Origin of the sequence: Flavobacterium sp. N3904 (assembly GCF_025947305.1) — a bacterium.
Taxonomy (GTDB): Bacteria; Bacteroidota; Bacteroidia; order Flavobacteriales; family Flavobacteriaceae; genus Flavobacterium.
Map to the genome: position 1 here is coordinate 111,085 of NZ_CP110009.1, position 18,495 is coordinate 129,579.

Sequence of the window (18,495 nt, forward strand, 5' to 3'; positions counted from 1 at the left end):
GTTATAATTGTGTCGAAAAATCCTTTTCGAGCTTGGTTGCTTTTGGGAATAAAATATTATTTTCCAAATGAATGTGTTTATGGAGATCCTCTTCAAATTCCAGCAACATCGCAAATGTTACTTTATAGGTGTTGCATCCGTCTGATGGCGGTGTATAATTATTGCTTAATTCTGCTATTTTTCTAAAACGTTCTCCTTCGGCATCGTGTTCGTGCATCATCATAGTGATAGGATTTTGAATAGTTCCAAAATGAGGTTGCTCAATTAATTCATCCGAGATAACGGCATGAACCATGTTCTTTACAAATGGAAATAAAATCATTTCCTCTTTTTTCATATGATTAGCCAATTCTTCGGCGCAACCTTTAAAGAGTTCATTTATCTCCAACAATTCAGGATGATTTGCCCCATGCACTTTGCTTAATTTATCTAAAAACTGAAGCAAAACCGGTGTTTTTTCAACAACATAGCGATGATGCGTTTTCTCAATATAATCGGCCAATAAATCGATTGGCCATGCATTGAAATCGATTCCTATATCGCTTTTTGATGCTAAAATATTTTCAATTTCCCCTAATAAAATATCAGGGTTGACTGCTTTTTTCTGACAAGCTTCTTCAATGCTTCTGTTGCCATTACAGCAAAAATCAATGCCATATTTTGAAAATAAAGCTGCTGTTCTAAAGTCTTTTGCTACATATTCTCCTATTGTAATTTTCTCTAAAGTTTCCATTTTGTTATTTTTTATAATTAAAATTTAGAGTACAAAATTAGGTGTAATTTAAATAAAAGACAAATTTATCCTTAATTAAATATATTATTTTTTGTTTTATGTAAATGATTGAAAACTAAAAGAATGAGATTTGGGAATCTTCTTTTTTTGACTTTATAATTTTACGATTATTTAAAAACCTAGAACATGATTTTTATCATATTTCACACACGAGTTAAGAACATTCTACTGTTGAAAACTTATTCCGAAATGAATAGTGACATTTACCAGAATATTATTTTTGGTAATTATTATTTTTTTAAGTTTCAGGTTTCAATTAAAATGATTAATTGGTCAGAAATGAATTAATCCAACAAAATTATGGCTAATAGTATACATTAAATCACAATAAAAAGACATTTTTTTTAAGTATTATTAGACAAATAATAAGAAGAAATCTATTTGCATTTACTACAGATAAGATATCTTTGTAAATGAGAGAAAAGATTACTCCGACTGCCAATTATAACTAAGAAATTAACTTGAGTGTCGCATAATACTAACGTTCGGCAAAATAAACAAACACCATTTAAATATTTATAAGTCATGAAAAAGTACATTTTAGGATTTGCATTAATTGGATTAAGTCTAAAAGGTTTTAGTCAAGATACAAACAAAGGAAAGGGAGTTTATGCCAAAACATGTATCGCTTGTCATCAAGCTACAGGTCTTGGAATTCCGGGAGCTTTTCCTCCTTTGGCAAAATCGGATTATTTGAATGCCGACGTAAATCGCGCCATTAAACAAGTAATTAAAGGATCTAATGGACCGATAACAGTAAACGGAAAGAAATACAACACTCCTATGCCAGCACAAGTTCTAAATGATCAAGAAATAGCAGATGTGCTGACTTATGTTTATGCAAGTTGGGGGAATAGCAAAAAAGTGATTACTCCTGCAATGGTAAAAGCTCAAAGAAAATAACTGCAGAGAATTAATAAGCCTTCACCTCCTTATTAAAAAGCATTACCAAAATAACTACTACAGAGAGCTTTTTTTTATAAAAATCAGGCTCTTTTTGCTTTTATATTTTAAATCATACGATTAAGTCAAATTATTGTCTAATACTAAATTTATTTTTCTGCATATAAAAGTAAAAATCTACTAAAATTAATCATTGAATTAACTATTTAACCCTAAAAAAATAAGCAATTCATATCTCAAAATAAAAACAAAAACAAAAAAAGTGAAATATGATTTTTATCATGCCCTAGGTTTTAAATGACTTCTATTTTTACACCATTAAAAATAGGTTCTTCCAAAAAATTATTTACAGAAAAAGCCTACATATAATTGATTTTCTTAAAATAGTTAGGTTGCCTCACAAGAAACCAATAATGAAATCGCTAAAAAAAATCTTACTATCATTAATTTTAATGATAAACCTAGGAATCTATGCTCAGGAATTTGATGCTACATTACAAATCAGACCCCGTTATGAATTTAGAAACGGTTATCGCTCCTTTATTCCTTATGGAGTTTCCCCATCACAGTTTATTTCTCAAAGAACCCGTTTGAGTCTGAATTTCAAGCAAGATAAATTTGTTACTCGAGTGGTAATGCAAAATGTTCGAGTGTGGGGTGATGTACCGACAACAACAAAAACAGATGTTAATGGCGTTGAATTATTTGAAGCTTGGGCACAATATAATTTTGATGAACATTGGAGAATTCGACTAGGGAGACAAGCCATTTCTTATGACAACCAACGTTTATTATCCCAATCGGATTGGGCGCAATCTGGCCAAAGTCAAGATGCTGCTTTGGTAACTTTTCAAAACAAAAAAAATCAACTGGATCTTGGTTATTCCTATAGCGCTTTGTCTGAGACAGACATTGTAACCCCTTATTCGGTAAACAATTATAAAAGCATGCAATTTGCCTGGTATCACACTCAATTGAAAAAAGTGGATGTGAGTTTGCTTTTTCTAAATGCGGGATATGAAGAGGCTATGCCAAAACCAGTACCAGATCCGCTACCCGAGTTAAAACAAGATTACATGCAGACTTTTGGGACCTATATTAGTAGTACCTCAAATAAATGGACCGGAACTTTTGCCACATACGGGCAAACCGGAAAATACGAAAAAAACACTGTGAGTGCATGGTATGCCTGGGCAACATTAGGATATTCTTTTACAGAACATTTTAATACTACACTTGGATATGAGTTCCTTTCTGGAAAAGGACAAGACAATTCCAGTACGATGATTAAATCCTTTTATCCTAAAAACGGAGCCAATCATGCCTTCGATGGAAATATGGATTATTTCTATGTGTCTAACTACCAAAACAATGCAGGTTTAAAAGATTATTTCTTGAAACTCAATTACATTACAGGAAAATGGGATGCCTTGCTTACCAGTCATGTTTTTTATGCCGGAAATACTGTTTTGGATGCTTCCAAAAACAAAATGAATCCTTATTATGGTGTTGAAGAAGATTTTATTGTAAAATATGCCGCCCATAAAAACATAACAGTATCCGGAGGATATTCTCAAATTTTCGGAACCAGTACGCTTCAAAGCATTAAAGGAGGAGACATAGACCATCCCAACAACTGGGCTTGGGTAATGGTTAATGTAAATCCTCAAATATTTTCAACCAAAAAATAGTTCTATATGGTAAACTCAAAAAAAGGAGCTTTGAATTAGTGGCTCCTTTTTTTATTTATACCTCTATCCTATTTTACTATGACGTTTTTATACTCCTAAAAATTTTAGATTGTGTTTCCAAAACCGATTCATTAAAACCATGAGCAGTTTTCGGAAGCAAATAATACTTCTTTTCGGGTGCTTTTATTTTATCAAAATAGGCTTTCGAAGCTTCTTTTGGTGTCATTAGGTCTTCATTGCCTTGAATCAAGTAAACAGGAATTTTAAACTCTAAATTATCTTGCATCAAGTCAATCGTATCAATCATCGAATGCACTCCCAGTTTGCTGTCACCGATATAATTGACAAATGAATAATCATCACCATCCTCTCGATTTTGATTGTCTTTCGGACTGTTATAAGCAGTTGCTTCTACAAACCAAGTATCAGGAGCAGGTGTCGAATTGGCTCTTTCATACTTTTTTAAAACTCTAAATAACTGGCCCGTTTTTTTGGCTCTATCGTAAGGTGGTTTACCAATAGAGTTCAACACTTCCAACGATTCCGAGTCGTTTTTATCCTCAGCAATTTTATAAATTTTGGTATAAAATGCTTCATCAATCGCCGGTTTTACAATTTGTGAATGACCCACATAAGCATAAAATAAATCTGGTCTTTTGGTTACTATTTTGACTCCTAGTGCCGAGCCCCAGGATGTACCAAAAAGGATGAGTTTTTGTTTTCCCAAATGTTTCAAAAGATATTCAGACACTGCAATTCCGTCAGCTGTCATTTGCTCCAATGTTAATGGATTAGCCTGCAAAAATTCAGGTGTCAATTCTGCTGGAGCGTTACGTCCATACGTTTTTCCTGTTCCTCGCTGATCCCATTGAACAATGATAAAATCCTTTGACAAATCTTTGTACAGATTGTCCGAATAAGGACTTATAGGACTACCGGGACCGCCGTGAATAAACAAAACAACAGGTTTTGAACTTTCTCCTTTAATCGTTATCCATTGCTTGATGCCGTTGATCAAAACAAAGTTGTCTTCAGAAATTTGCTTTCTGACAATGGAGTCATGAGCGGTCTTTGCAATTATAGTTTGCGATGGAGATTTAGCAAAAAGTGATGCAGTTAAAAATAAATGAACTAATACTAATTTTAATGTACTGGAGTAATTTTTCAAAATGATGGTGGTTTAATGGATTGAAAGCTAATGAGCAGTAAGACTGCATTTTTTCAGTTTGTTACAGTATTTATACGAATTCTCTCAATTAAGGTTGCTTTTGAACAATCAGTTTAGCCTAATTATTTCTCCACTTTCTCCAAATCTTCCGCTTTGGTTTTAGTTAAATTCAGTTTATTGAATGCTTCATTATCGGGAATATGCAATTCAAAATCATCCATGTAGTCAATTTCAATTTCAAAATTTGAACCCGATAAATCCAATACGTGTCCACCTACCTTTTTATCATCCGACAGGAAATGAAAATGATATCCCGGAACATTAAGTCCTTTCATATAATCCGGAAATCGAAAACCAATCAGTGTTCCAGAAATAGTCCCCAACTCAAATACCGATTGCTTTTTTACGGCATCAATCATCAGAGGATACGGCCTCACTTGTTTGGAAACGCTTCTGGTTTTTAGAGTCTGACATTTTACTTTGATTTTATACGCCACATATAAATTTTTATTGGGCGATATGGTGTCCAGTAAAGCATAGAGCTTCTTGAGGTCAAATGTTTGATGTGCAAAAACAACATTGTCTTTATAAAAATTGGTCACAACTGCAAAAGGTGTTTTTTGCGAAGGCAAAACTTCATAAGCTTTTCCATCCGATTTAATTTGATAAAAATGATTGTCAAACCCAATCATTTCGCCGTCCAATTCATTAAAAGTTCCGATACCGAAAGTGCCTTTTTTTTGCAAATCGCTAAAAGTCATATCACCATCAAAACCACCTTCCATCAAGGCGTTGATTGTGGCATATTGATAAATCTTAGTGTTTCTGTCTTTTTGGGCGTTGCTCGTAAAATAGGATAATGTAATAAGTATAAAGCTAATTGCTTTTAAAGAATAAGTCATTGTAATTTGGTTTCGTTAGAGTAACAAAAGTAACACAATGATCTTGAAAATGAATTACCGCACATTTGCAGATTAAAAGTTTTTAAAATCTATGGCAATTTTAATCAATGTGGATTCTGTTACAAAAGCGGATGTTTTGCCTCATGCCTGAAATACTCAATTTTGTGATTGAACATCTCGGCCATCATTTTACCTCTCAGTTTGGCTTCATCAGCATTTTTACCTGTAAATAAGCTATCCACAGTTTCAGTAAAAACTTCCATCCAACGGTTAAAATGTTCTTTCTCGACAGGGAGTTGTTTGTGCGGTGGAAAAGGACTTCCTGAATAAGTGTGTTCTTCGAGCAAAATAGTTTGCCAAAAGCGATACATTTTCTCCAAATGTTCTGGCCAACGATCACCTATTTTTTCGTTGAAAATACCACTAATCAGATCGTCTTTTTTCACTTTGGCGTAAAAGCTGTTGACCAATAATTGAATATCTTCTATGTTTGTTATGTCTTTGTTTGTCATGATTTATGGATATAAAAAAACCTACGCAAAGGTAGGTTTTTGTCTTTAACTATTTTTATTTTTGGGGAAGTACAGGTGGGTACTGAGCCAAAATTTGAGTTACAAAATCATTAACAATTTTGTCTTTTTCTTCTGCTTTTTTACTTAGATCCCCTTTTCCTTCTCCTTGCCAAACTAATTCTTTCTTTTTGGCATCAACTAAATCAATATATAAAACCCCTTCTGTAGAGGTGGTAACTGTTGTTTGCCCTCCGTACAGGTAAGGATTCCATCCCCAACCCCATCCGTAACCCCAACCTGAGTTGAATTGATTGACGCTAACTTGTTCGCGGGATTTAGTAAAAATATTAATTAATAAATCGGGTGTTTCGCTTTTTGTAAATCCTTTGGCTAGCATTTGTTGATCAATGGCATTCAGGATTCGTTTTTTATCAATATCTGAAATTTCCACTTTGTCGATACCTGATTTCATATAGGCATACGTTTTGAACTGTGAAAAATTGACACTTTTATCGTAATCTGAATTTACTTTTATAGTACTGCATGAGGCTACTATGAAAAGCAATAATAAGGGCAAGAATTTAAATGTTTTCATGTTTCTGTGTGATTTAAGATAGAATAAATATTAATCAAAAATTATACCATAATAATTATCAGAAAGGTAATAATTATTTTTCTACTGGCGAAAAGTTTCTATCAAATCATTTTGTTACTGTTGGCCGCGCTAGCCCTGATAGCAGCGGAAAGCATTTTTGATAAACGAGTATTTTTTTCTTGAACAAAAAGAGCGACCAGAGGAAGCTCCTTTTTGTTCTTAGAAAAAAACGAGTTTGTAAAAAATCTTGGAGCGAATAGCGTGATTGGCTCCTAAAATATTTTAGTGAATAACTTATTTTGTGGCTAATAACTAATCACCAATAACTAATTACTATTCTAATAATGCATCGTCTACTAAATTGGGTAATGTTACTTTTAACAAAGGCTCAACTTCCATAGCGCGTTTTATAGCAAAAACAGCTCCTTCGTTACGTGCCCAGCTGCGTCTTGAGATTCCGTTATTGACATCCCAAAAAAGCATCGAAGCCAAGCGGCGGGAAGCTTCTTTGGAACCGTCCAGCACCATTCCAAAACCACCGTTGATGACTTCGCCCCAGCCTACGCCACCACCATTGTGTATAGAAACCCAGGTCGCACCACGGAAACTATCCCCAATCACGTTTTGAATTGCCATATCGGCCGTAAAACGAGAGCCATCATAAATATTGGAAGTTTCTCGGTAAGGAGAATCCGTTCCTGAAACGTCATGATGGTCACGCCCCAAAACTACTGTTTCTATCTCGCCTTTGGCAATCGCCTGATTGAATGCTTCGGCAATTTTTACACGACCTTCGGCATCGGCATATAGGATTCGGGCTTGAGATCCCACAACCAATTTATTTTCTTGTGCGCCTTTGATCCACTGAATATTATCCTGCATTTGTTGCTGAATTTCAATAGGAGCCGTTTTGGCCATTTCTTCCAGAACTTGACAGGCAATAGCATCTGTTTTGGCTAAATCTTCAGGCTTTCCAGAGGTACAAACCCAACGGAAAGGTCCGAAACCATAATCAAAACACATAGGTCCCATAATGTCCTGCACATAACTTGGGTATCTGAAGTCAATTTTATTTTCCGCCATAATATCGGCTCCTGCACGAGAAGCTTCGAGTAAAAAGGCATTTCCGTAATCAAAGAAATAGGTTCCTTTGGCAGTATGTTTGTTGATAGCCGTTGTATGTCGACGCAAAGTTTCTTGCACTTTTTCCTTGAATAAAATAGGATTGTTCGCCATCATTTCATTGGCTTCTTCAAATGAAATTCCGACTGGATAATACCCACCTGCCCATGGATTGTGAAGCGAAGTTTGGTCGGAACCCAAATCAATGTAAAGGTTTTCTTCGTCAAAACGTTCCCAAACATCGACTACGTTTCCGAGGTAGGCGATAGAAACGGTTTCATTATTGGCTTTCGCCAAAGCGACTCTTTTGACTAATTCGTCAATGTTTTCAACCACTTCATTTATCCAGCCTTGACTGTGTCGAATATGTGTTATTTTAGCATTTACCTCCGCACAAACTGTGATGCAACCTGCAATATTTCCCGCTTTCGGCTGTGCGCCACTCATTCCACCCAATCCAGAAGTTACGAATAAGCCGCCTTTTGGTGAGCGTTTTATTTTTCTAAAACCATTCAAAACCGTGATTGTCGTTCCGTGTACAATTCCCTGTGGGCCTATGTACATATAACTACCCGCAGTCATTTGCCCGTATTGCGAAACGCCCAGGGCATTCATTTTTTCCCAATCATCAGGTTGAGAATAATTCGGAATCACCATTCCGTTGGTAACCACCACTCTCGGTGCTTCTTTGTGGGAAGGAAACAATCCCATGGGATGTCCGGAATACATCGTCAACGTTTGCTCATCGGTCATTTCCGATAAGTATTTCATTGTCAATAAATATTGAGCCCAGTTTGAGAAAACCGCACCATTCCCTCCATAGGTAATCAATTCGTGCGGATGTTGCGCTACTGCATAATCCAGATTGTTCTGAATCATCAGCATAATGGCTTTGGCTTGCTCGCATTTTCCGGGATATTCCGAGATTGGACGGGCATACATTTTATAATCAGGACGCAAACGGTACATATAAATACGACCATAAGTCTCTAGTTCGTTGCGAAATTCAGGAATCAATTCAGCGTGATGTTTTGGATCAAAATAACGCAAAGCATTTCGAAGCGCCAGTTTTTTCTCGTCGTCAGACAAGATTTCTTTCCGTTTCGGCGCGTGGTTGATGTTGGCTTCATACGGTTTTGGCTGTGGTAATATAGAAGGAATTCCTTGTTGTATTTGTTCTTGAAAAGTCATCTGTTTTTAGATTTTTAGATTGTTGGATTGTTGGATTATTAGAATTTTATAAACTCAATAAAGCACATCTATCAATCTTTTTGGTTGTATTTATTTAGATTTTTCGAACTGTCGAATAATCTAAAAATCGAATAATCATTGTTTAATTAAAATGACAAACTTAGGGATACCGTATATCCGACCTATGGTAGGACTTATGAATTTTAATTCTATATTTTAAAGAAAGGATGTCCATTATAATTATTGAAATATTTAAAATACTGTTTTCTGAATTCTGCCTTCTGAATACTGCAAACTGATTACTTTTTCAAAAGCCCCGTTTTCTTATCAAATCCATAAGGACAATGACGACAACCACTTTTACAACAATAGCCTCTTTTCAAATGGTATTTTTCGGTAAAACATCTGTAACCTTCGGGTGTATAATAAAAATCTTCTCCCTCAATTAATTTATTTTCATTACTTTGTTCTGCCATTCTGTTTTTTATGCTTGAAATTCGTCTCTGAACGATTGTGTTTTTCTTTAATTTGACGCAAATTGCTTGTACAAATCTATAAATTTTATAATCAATGTTTGTTATTGTTGCCAAATATTTAATTCCTAAAGGATATCGCGGGCTAACCGTCTTTCCTTTTATGTTTATAAAACATCAATTCGATTCTGAAAATAAAGTGCTAATAAACCACGAAAAAATACATATCAGACAACAATTAGAATTATTAGTATTGCCTTTTTATGTTTGGTATTTTGTCGAATATGCGGTACGTTTGTTCCAGTATAAAAACGCAAATCTAGCCTATAGGAATATCAGTTTTGAAAGAGAAGCTTATGCCAATGAACTCGATTTTGACTATTTGAAAAAGAGAACTTTTTTTAGTTTTTTAAACCATTTAAAAACTAATAAATCCTAAACATTGAATCAAAAAATAACATACGAATTACCCAATGGAATTTCTCTTGAAATAAAAAGAGAAGATTTGCTTCATCCCTTTATATCGGGGAATAAATTTAGGAAGCTAAAGTATAATTTGCTTCAGGCGAAAGCCGAAAACAAGGAAACAGTATTGACCTTTGGCGGGGCTTATTCCAATCATATTGCGGCGGTTGCTTATGCAGGGAAAGAACAAGGTTTTAAAACCATTGGCGTGATTCGCGGAGATGAGTTGGGCGATAAAATTGACGAAAACCCAACATTGAAGTTTGCCCAAGAATGTGGAATGCAATTCGAATTTGTGACCCGAGAAGCTTATCGGCATAAAACCGAACCGGATTTTATAATTAACCTACAACTCAAATTTGGATCATTTTACCTTGTTCCAGAAGGCGGAACCAATGAGTATGCCATAAAAGGATGCGAAGAAATATTGACTGAGGAAGATATTAAATTTGATTATATATGTTGTGCGGTAGGAACTGGTGGCACCATTTCGGGGATTATTAACAGCGCATTACCGCATCAAAAAGTTTTGGGATTTCCGGCATTAAAAGGAGATTTTTTAAAAGATGAAATTCGTAAATTTGCCATCAACGAAAATTGGGAATTAATCACCGACTATCATTTTGGGGGTTACGGAAAGGTAAATGAAGAACTGATTCAGTTTATAAACCAATTTCATGAACAAACTGGAATTCCCTTAGATCCAATTTATACGGGAAAGATGGTTTTTGGCGTTATAGATTTAATTCAGATGAACTATTTTCCCAATAACACAAAAATTCTGTTGATTCATACGGGAGGATTACAGGGAATTAGAGGAATGAATGCGCTTTTGAAAAGTAAAAACAAAACATTGATTGAGGTTCAACAATAAAAAAAGTAAAAACACAACACCCAAACACAACTTCATGTTTAAAAAAATAATTTTATTTCTTCTAATTGGAACAATCGTCGGATGTGGTTCTTCGAAATCAACCATCGTGACGACAAAGAAACCAGTAGGATGGAAATACTCCAAACCCACTCAAAACGGAAGTAGTAGCAAAGTGTCTTCACAATCTACCACAAAACCAATATCGACAAATGAAGTGACTTATGCCTACATTGCACAATACAACACTGTTGCAATGGCCAATATGAAAACCTACGGAATTCCTGCCAGTATTATTTTGGCACAGGGAATTCTAGAATCAGGTGCTGGACAAAGTGATTTGGCAATGAATGCCAACAACCATTTCGGTATCAAATGTCATAACGACTGGACTGGAGACAAGGTCTACAAAGATGATGATTCCCTTCAGGAATGTTTTCGAAAATACAATCAAGCCTCCGAATCCTACCAAGACCACGCAATGGTATTGACCAGTAAAAAAAGATATGCCAATTTATTTACCTTGCCAAAAGGAGATTACAAATCCTGGGCAAAAGGTTTGAAAGATGCCGGGTATGCGACAGACCCTAGATATCCTGAAAAATTAATAAGTTATATTGAAACCTATAACTTAAGTCAATATGATACTAAAGTTTTAGGGAATAAAATCGCAAAAGAGCAAGCCAAAGTATTGCTTGATGATAATTTTGGTGCCGATGAAGCCAGTTTGTATGAAATTCAAAAAGGAGATACTTTTTATTCCGTTTCCAAAAAATTCAATTTGACCGTAGAAGAATTAAAACAGAAAAATAATCTAACAGAGAATACACTTTCAATTGGACAGAAGCTGATTGTGAAGTAAGATGGCAGTGTTCAGTTTTTAGTAATCAGTCAAGTCTTAATGCCTAATAATCCAATAATCGAACAATCAAAGAATCCAAAAATAATGATCTATAAAAGAAGTAGTCAGCTTTTTGCTGAAGCAGAAAAAGTAATCCCTGGAGGAGTAAATTCACCAGTAAGAGCTTTCAAAGCCGTGGGTGGAACTCCAATATTTGTAAAAAGTGCCAAAGGAGCGTATTTGTATGATGAAGACGGAAACCGATTAATCGATTATATCAATTCATGGGGGCCAATGATTTTGGGTCATGCCTACGAACCTGTGGTCGAAGCTGTAATCGAAAAAGCCAAATTAGGAACATCTTTCGGGATGCCAACAGAATTGGAAACCCAAATTGCAGCACTTGCCGTTTCGATGGTTCCAAATATTGATAAAATCCGTTTTGTGAATTCCGGGACAGAGGCTTGTATGAGTGCCGTGCGTTTGGCTCGTGGATTTACCAAAAGAGACAAAATTATCAAGTTCGCTGGTTGTTATCACGGTCATTCCGATTCGTTTTTGATTCAGGCAGGTAGTGGAGCGGTTACTTTTGGAACACCAAACAGTCCTGGTGTAACCGCAGGAACGGCTAAAGACACTTTACTTGCCAAATACAATGATTTGGATAATGTGAAGACTTTGATTGAAGCAAACAAAAATGAAATTGCAGCTATAATTGTAGAACCCGTTGCCGGAAACATGGGATGCATTCCACCAGTTAAAGGATTTCTAGAAGGATTACGTGAGTTGTGTACGGCCAACGGAATTTTATTGATTTTTGATGAGGTAATGACAGGCTTTAGATTGGCCAGAGGCGGAGTTCAGGAATTGTTCAACATCAATGCAGACATCGTTTGTTTCGGAAAAGTAATTGGTGGTGGTTTACCTGTTGGAGCTTTTGCAGCACGTGCCGAAATTATGAATTTCTTAGCGCCATTAGGGCCTGTTTATCAAGCAGGAACTTTGTCTGGAAATCCATTGGCTATGGCAGCTGGATTGGCGATGTTGCAGGCATTGGACAATGATCGTGAAATTTTCAAAAGGCTGGAAGAAAAAACGGCATATCTAGGAGCTGGAATCGAAAGGGTTTTGAAAGCCAATAATGTTAATTTTACAATCAACAGAATTGGTTCTATGATTTCGGTTCATTTTGATGCCAATCCAGTGATTGATTTTCAATCTGCTGCTGCAGGTGATAATGAAACTTTCAAGAAATTCTTCCACGGATTGGTTGTCGAAGGGGTCTATATCGCGCCATCGGCGTATGAAACTTGGTTTATCACCGATGCACTAACCTATGAAGACTTAGATTTTACTATTAATGCAATAGATAAAGTTTCTAAAACGTTCTAAATAACGCCAAATAATAAAACACGAATTCCACTAATTAGCACGAATCTATTTGTGTTTATTAGTGGAATTTTTTGTTTGACTTTTGAAAAGAAATGGAATTATGCTCTACATTCCTGCTCTTCTTTCTTTCATTTTTTCTTTATTCTCAGCTCTTAAGTCAATCCATTTTTGATATTGATCGGCAGATAAAACGGATTTCATTTTAGCTTCGGTATCTGCTTTTTCGGCTTGCATGGTGTTTTTAAAGGCAGTTCTTTCTTCTGTAGTCATTCTGTCTCCACTGGCTTTACGGGTATCTTTTTGAGCTTTCAGATCTTGTGCTTTGGCACTTTTCTCTGCTAAAATTTTACCAACTGCTTCTTGTTGTTTGACATCCAAACCTAATTCTTTGGTTAAGTAAGCCAAATGTTTTTGTTGGCGTTGCTCTGGAGTCATTTTTTCTATATTTGCTCGGTTGGGTTTTGGAGTCGCTTCTTGTGCAAATCCTGATATTCCCATTACTAATACTAAGGCAATAATTAAATTTTTCATTTTCATTTATTTTTAAGTTATAGGGATAAGATGAATGTAAGAAGCAAAGGTTTAATACTTTAACGTTAATTTAATAAATTCGGTTATTCGTTATTTGAATTTAAAAAGGGTGTACTATCTTTGCGCCGTGAAAAACCTCGTATTCATACTTATCATAGCTATTTTTCTAAAGCCGATTTTTCCGGTTATAGAATATGTGGTTAATTATGAATACATCTCAAAAGTACTTTGCGAAAACAAGGCAAAGCCAATGATGCACTGTAACGGTAAATGTCATCTGATGAAAGAATTGGCCAAAGCTGCCGAAAACGAAAAGCCTGCTTCTTCTGATAAAAAAGGATATTCTCCTGTTCTTGAAGTGTTGTTTTTTCAGGAAATCAACTCTTTTGCAATCGCTTCTTTTTCTTTTTTAGATAAAGAAAACAGCAGCAATGCTTATTCTAATTCATATTCCAATTCTCATTTGGAGTCCGTTTTTCGACCACCCATTTTTATTTCTTAGATTTTATTAAAACACCGTGTCAATTGTCGCAAATGATATTCATTATTTGTGCACACTTTCGCGCACGCATCAATTCTAAATAATTTAAGAATAAAAAACAATAATGAAAAACACAATAAACAAAGCAATTGCTGTAATGGCAATGGTTGCTGTAGTATCAGCATGTTCAAACAATAATGACGAAGTTATCACTGGAACCGGTAAATTGGGCGTAGAATTTGACAATGCCTTCGGATCAAATGACTTGATTTTAACGAGTCAAACCAACACCACCTCACAAGGAGAAGTATTAAAAATAAGCAGCGTAAAATACATTATTAGCAATATTGTTTTGACCAAAGAAGACGGAACTACCCTTACTTATCCAAAAAGCTCCAGCTATTTCATTGTTGATGAAGCTACTGCAGACAGTCATGAAATCGAATTGGAAAATATCCCGGCCGGGAATTACACCAAAATAAAATTCGGAATCGGAGTAGACAAAGCGCAATGGGAATTGGGAGTAACTGGACAAGGTGATTTTTTGGCAAAAGCACAAGATGCCGGAATGTTGTGGAGTTGGTCTGCTGGGTATAAATTCGTGGCTTTTGAGGGAACTTTCACTTCTGCTACTGTGACTACAGATACTTCTTTTATGGTGCATACAGGACAAACAGGAACCGATTACAATTATACAGAAGTAACTTTGAATTTGCCTACAAATGCAATGGTAAGAACTACAATCACTCCAGATATTCACATCATTGCCAATGTAGCTAAAATCATTGACGGGACCAATAAAATCAAGCTTTCAGACAACAATATGGGAGGTATGGGTGCCATGATTATGGGCGGTTCACAATTGCCTTTGATTACCACAAATTTAAACGGAATGTTCTCAGTAGCTCACGTACACAACGACTAACAGGATGCTGAAGTTTTAGGAGCAGACGATTTGTTTTCATAACAATTGTCCTCCCGCTATCCGCTATATCTTTTTTACTAACCCTGAATAGGTTAGTAAAAAAGGATATACGCTTCTATCGGGGCTAATCCACAACTTTAGTAATTCTTTCAACAGTATAAAAACATGAAGAAAAGACATTTCCTGTGGTTCATTATTCCGTTATTTTTTGGTTGTTCCAATGAAAACGAAGACAACTATATTGATGTGCCGTTAACATTCACCGTTCCGTCCAATTTCCCTCCTTTGGCTTACAATATTGCATTGAATCCACCAACAGAGAAAGGGTTTGAACTCGGTAAAAAATTGTTCTACGACGGAAGATTGTCTTCGGATGGAGTCGTTTCCTGTGGCTTTTGTCACATTCAGGAAAATGCATTTACCCATCACGGTCACGTCTTTAGTCACGGAGTCGGCGACAATGTCGGAACCAGAAACACACCTTCGATTCAAAATTTAGGCTATCAAACCGCCTTTATGTACGATGGTGCCGCTTCGCATCTCGATTTGCAACCGATTATTCCGTTTACAAGTCCAATCGAAATGAATGGTAATTTTAATGATGCGATTGCCATGATGAAGTCCGATGCAACGTATCAAAAATTGTTTGCTGTTGCATTCAAAGATGGAAAAATCAATTCCGAAAACATGCTCAAAGCACTTTCGCAATTCATGCTGATGGTAACCTCCAGCAATTCTAGATTTGACAAATACCGTCGCGACGAAGTTGGAGGAACGTTGACAACAGAAGAATTAGCCGGTTACGAAATTTTCAAAACCAAATGCAGTTCGTGCCACGCCACCGATTTGATGACGGATAATTCGTTTCGAAACAACGGATTGGCAGTCAATCCACAAATTAAAGATGTAGGTCGTTATCGAGTAACCCAATTAGCAGTGGATTATTATAAATTCAAAGTGCCGAGTTTAAGAAACGTTGAAAAAACAGCGCCTTATATGCACGACGGACGATTCGGAACATTAGAATCGGTTCTGGATCATTATGCCTCGGGTGTTGTAAACTCGGAGACATTAGACCCAATTTTGAATCAAAACGGCAAACTCGGAATCGCTTTGACTAATCAAGAGAAAACGCAAGTGATTGCTTTTCTAAAAACACTAACTGATAATCAATATCTAACAGATAAACGATTTTCGGAATTTTAAAGACTCACTAAAATGAAAAAATATTTATTAATAACCCTAGTTTGTAGTTTTCAATTCGCTTTTTCCGCTCCAGTAAAAGACAGTATTTATGCGGATACTTTTCGAAAAATGTTGTTGCAAAGCCAATATGAATACGAATATGAAGACTGCGATGCTTGCGGCTGTTCGGCCAGTAGCGGTGGTTTGGGTTTTGGCTCCATGCTCAATTCCAATTTTGTGGGAGTTCGTTATTTGAATCAAAGTTATACCAGCAAAGACGGAATTTTTGACAATTCCCCTTGGGTCGACGAAAATTTCAACACCATCCAGATTTGGTCCAAAATACCGATTACCGAAAAGCTTCAGGTTTTTACATTAATTCCTTTTCAGCATCACAGCCGTGAATTGACATCGGGAAAAGAAGAGATTCAGGGTTTGGGTGATATCACGGTGATGGGAATGTATACTTTGTATGAAACCCATAAAGACAGCATCACACTAACCCATAAATTCCAAATGGGAGGCGGTGTGAAAATGCCTACCGGAAAGTTCAACGAAGCCAACAATCTGGGAACAGTTAATCAAAGTTTTCAAGTTGGAACAGGCAGTTGGGATTATCTTTTGGTAGCTGATTATGTGATTCAAAAAAATAATCTAGGGCTGAATTTGCTTTTAGATTACACAATTAAAACAGAAAACAGTAAAAACTATCAATACGGTAACCAACTCAATTATGGCGGATTGTTGTTTTATTTATTGGAAGCCAATACCGTAAAAATAATGCCTCATCTGGGTTTGGTTGGTGAAACGTATGCTGCTAATAGGCAGCACGGTCAAGAATTACCCAATACAGCCGGTGATGTATTGTTTAGTAAATTTGGTCTCGAAATTGGTATAAACAAACTTTCACTGGGTATGAGTGCAATGTTGCCTGTTACGCAGCATTTGGCAGGTTCTAATATTGAAGCCAATTATCGTTTAATGTTCAATTTGAATTATAGTTTGTAATCAAAAAAAAAACGGCAAAGAGCGCAAAAGAAGTAGGATGTTCGCAAAACTTTGTGAACTTTGCGAAAATCTTTGCGCTCATTGCGGTTAATTATAAAAGCTACCAGTTTTTTTGTTACAATATTTGATTTTATTTAGAACCTCTCGTTAAAGTCATTTTCGAATTGTATTTTTGAATACTGTTAAAAATTAACCTATGATTTCCGTTCAAGAAGCCTTTTCGATATTAGAACAAAATTTGCCTACTTTGCACGAAGTGGAGTTGCCACTTTTTCAAGCCCGAAAACATATTTTGGCACAATCGGTGGTGTCGCCCATCAATATGCCACCCTTCCGGCAATCGGCGATGGATGGCTATGCTTTGTGTTTGCACGAGGCTTTGGTTTATGAAATTGTTGGCGAAATAAAAGCGGGAGATTCTCACTTGGTAAATTTGGTTCCTGGTCAGGCTGTCAAGATTTTTACTGGAGCCACTGTACCCGATTCGGCGCAGGCTGTAATTCAGATTGAATTGGTTGCGGCTAACGGAACACAATTATTACTCGACGAATTGGTAGAGCCCGAAACGAATGTCAGACCCATTGGCGAACAAATTTCTACTGGGGATTTGGCACTCGAAAAAGGAACTTTGTTGAATGCCGCTGCTATTGGATTTTTGGCGGGACTTGGTTTTACAAAAGTCTCTGTTTACAAAAAACCAACCGTTGGAATTGTAGTTACTGGAAACGAATTGTCAAAACCCGGAACTCCTCTTGAATACGGTAAAGTATATGAGAGCAACGGAATTATGTTGCAATCGGCATTAATTGATGCTTTTTATGAGGCAGTGACGATATACGAAGTCAATGATGATTTTGAAAATACCAAAAACAAACTGAATGAAGCGTTGACAAACAACGATATGATTTTGGTTTCCGGTGGCATATCAGTTGGGGATTATGATTTTGTGGCTCGTGCATTAAAGGAACTTCAAGTCGAAACCTTATTTTACAAAGTGAATCAAAAACCTGGAAAACCTTTATTTTCAGGAAAATTACAAAACAAAATGGTTTTTGCATTGCCAGGAAATCCTGCCGCTTGCCTGACTTGTTTTTATGTATATGTGTTGCCTACATTGGCCATACTTTCGGGTGCCAAGGCCAATTATCAACAGGCTGTTTTATTTCCAATAGCCCATGATTATGAAGTAAAAAATACCCGTTCCCAGTTTTTGAAAGCAAATATTAGCAATGGAGAAGCACAAATCCTGTCACATCAAAATTCGTCCATGCTTAATTCTTTTTCAGTTTCAAACGGATTGATTTTCGTTCCCCACGGACATTATGAATTGAAAAAAGGGGATATGGTTGAGGTGTATTTGTTGTAGACTTTAGATAGTTTTTTTTACTTTACATAGTTAAAAAAGAAACGAATAAATACCGAAAATCCAGAAGTGAGAATTAACAA

The 18,495-nt window shown here is 36.0% G+C and carries 18 protein-coding genes and 1 pseudogene; 11 read left to right on the forward strand and 8 right to left on the reverse strand.

The genetic code is table 11. The features are described from left to right. Position 1: 1 nt before the first annotated feature. Positions 2 to 733 carry an iron-sulfur cluster repair di-iron protein gene (gene ric, locus OLM57_RS00515; RefSeq protein ID WP_264565287.1) on the reverse strand — a complete coding sequence of 244 codons (732 nt, stop codon included), beginning with the start codon at positions 731 to 733 and terminating at the stop codon, positions 2 to 4. Between the two features lie 642 nt (positions 734 to 1,375). Between ric and OLM57_RS00520 the strand changes: the two are divergent. Both OLM57_RS00520 and OLM57_RS00525 read left to right on the forward strand, forming a co-directional pair. Next, positions 1,376 to 1,696: pseudogene (locus OLM57_RS00520) on the forward strand (c-type cytochrome); the annotation flags it as partial. Between the two features lie 452 nt (positions 1,697 to 2,148). Then, positions 2,149 to 3,387, forward strand: a complete 1,239-nt coding sequence (locus tag OLM57_RS00525; RefSeq protein ID WP_264565288.1) for an alginate export family protein — start codon at positions 2,149 to 2,151, stop codon at positions 3,385 to 3,387. 76 nt (positions 3,388 to 3,463) lie between these two features. On the opposite strand, the gene OLM57_RS00530 is transcribed toward OLM57_RS00525, so the two are convergent. From OLM57_RS00530 to OLM57_RS00555, 6 genes are all read right to left on the reverse strand, one after another. Further along, positions 3,464 to 4,555, reverse strand: coding sequence for an alpha/beta hydrolase family protein (locus OLM57_RS00530; protein ID WP_264565289.1), 1,092 nt, complete (start codon positions 4,553 to 4,555; stop codon positions 3,464 to 3,466). Between the two features lie 122 nt (positions 4,556 to 4,677). Beyond that, on the reverse strand, positions 4,678 to 5,457 hold the full coding sequence (gene budA, locus OLM57_RS00535; RefSeq protein ID WP_264565290.1) for an acetolactate decarboxylase: 780 nt from the start codon (positions 5,455 to 5,457) through the stop codon (positions 4,678 to 4,680). A gap of 119 nt (positions 5,458 to 5,576) precedes the next feature. Further along, positions 5,577 to 5,969: a group III truncated hemoglobin gene (locus tag OLM57_RS00540; RefSeq protein ID WP_264565291.1), complete on the reverse strand. Its 393-nt coding sequence runs from the start codon at positions 5,967 to 5,969 to the stop codon at positions 5,577 to 5,579. 55 nt (positions 5,970 to 6,024) lie between these two features. Further along, positions 6,025 to 6,564 (reverse strand): DUF4136 domain-containing protein, encoded by a 540-nt coding sequence (locus OLM57_RS00545; protein ID WP_264565292.1) that lies wholly within the window; start codon positions 6,562 to 6,564, stop codon positions 6,025 to 6,027. Positions 6,565 to 6,897: 333 nt separating this feature from the next. After that, on the reverse strand, positions 6,898 to 8,877 hold the full coding sequence (locus OLM57_RS00550) for a urocanate hydratase (protein WP_264565293.1): 1,980 nt from the start codon (positions 8,875 to 8,877) through the stop codon (positions 6,898 to 6,900). A 299-nt stretch (positions 8,878 to 9,176) separates the two neighbouring features. Then, a complete protein-coding gene (locus OLM57_RS00555; RefSeq protein ID WP_264565294.1) occupies positions 9,177 to 9,353 on the reverse strand; it encodes a DUF5522 domain-containing protein in 177 nt (58 codons plus the stop codon). Positions 9,354 to 9,447: 94 nt separating this feature from the next. Between OLM57_RS00555 and OLM57_RS00560 the strand changes: the two genes are divergently transcribed. From OLM57_RS00560 to hemL, 4 genes are all read left to right on the forward strand, one after another. Beyond that, positions 9,448 to 9,789 carry a hypothetical protein gene (locus tag OLM57_RS00560; protein WP_264565295.1) on the forward strand — a complete coding sequence of 114 codons (342 nt, stop codon included), beginning with the start codon at positions 9,448 to 9,450 and terminating at the stop codon, positions 9,787 to 9,789. Between the two features lie 3 nt (positions 9,790 to 9,792). Continuing rightward, positions 9,793 to 10,689, forward strand: coding sequence for a 1-aminocyclopropane-1-carboxylate deaminase/D-cysteine desulfhydrase (locus tag OLM57_RS00565; RefSeq protein WP_264565296.1), 897 nt, complete (start codon positions 9,793 to 9,795; stop codon positions 10,687 to 10,689). A 34-nt stretch (positions 10,690 to 10,723) separates the two neighbouring features. Beyond that, on the forward strand, positions 10,724 to 11,548 hold the full coding sequence (locus OLM57_RS00570; protein ID WP_264565297.1) for a glucosaminidase domain-containing protein: 825 nt from the start codon (positions 10,724 to 10,726) through the stop codon (positions 11,546 to 11,548). An 84-nt stretch (positions 11,549 to 11,632) separates the two neighbouring features. Next, on the forward strand, positions 11,633 to 12,919 hold the full coding sequence (gene hemL / locus OLM57_RS00575; RefSeq protein WP_264565298.1) for a glutamate-1-semialdehyde 2,1-aminomutase: 1,287 nt from the start codon (positions 11,633 to 11,635) through the stop codon (positions 12,917 to 12,919). Between the two features lie 105 nt (positions 12,920 to 13,024). On the opposite strand, the gene OLM57_RS00580 is transcribed toward hemL, so the two are convergent. Then, entirely contained in the window at positions 13,025 to 13,450 is a 426-nt protein-coding gene (locus OLM57_RS00580; RefSeq protein ID WP_264565299.1) for a hypothetical protein, read from the reverse strand. A 127-nt stretch (positions 13,451 to 13,577) separates the two neighbouring features. Here OLM57_RS00580 and OLM57_RS00585 point away from each other — a divergent pair, with 127 nt between their 5' ends. The 5 genes from OLM57_RS00585 to glp all read left to right on the forward strand — a co-directional run bounded on the left by OLM57_RS00585 (position 13,578) and on the right by glp (position 18,415). After that, on the forward strand, positions 13,578 to 13,952 hold the full coding sequence (locus OLM57_RS00585; RefSeq protein WP_264565300.1) for a hypothetical protein: 375 nt from the start codon (positions 13,578 to 13,580) through the stop codon (positions 13,950 to 13,952). Positions 13,953 to 14,055: 103 nt separating this feature from the next. Continuing rightward, positions 14,056 to 14,856, forward strand: a complete 801-nt coding sequence (locus OLM57_RS00590) for an MbnP family protein (protein WP_264565301.1) — start codon at positions 14,056 to 14,058, stop codon at positions 14,854 to 14,856. A 165-nt stretch (positions 14,857 to 15,021) separates the two neighbouring features. Then, a complete protein-coding gene (locus tag OLM57_RS00595; RefSeq protein ID WP_264565302.1) occupies positions 15,022 to 16,062 on the forward strand; it encodes a cytochrome-c peroxidase in 1,041 nt (346 codons plus the stop codon). Between the two features lie 12 nt (positions 16,063 to 16,074). After that, a complete protein-coding gene (locus tag OLM57_RS00600) occupies positions 16,075 to 17,049 on the forward strand; it encodes a transporter (RefSeq protein WP_264565303.1) in 975 nt (324 codons plus the stop codon). Between the two features lie 196 nt (positions 17,050 to 17,245). Continuing rightward, positions 17,246 to 18,415 (forward strand): gephyrin-like molybdotransferase Glp, encoded by a 1,170-nt coding sequence (gene glp, locus OLM57_RS00605; protein ID WP_264565304.1) that lies wholly within the window; start codon positions 17,246 to 17,248, stop codon positions 18,413 to 18,415. Positions 18,416 to 18,495: the final 80 nt, after the last annotated feature.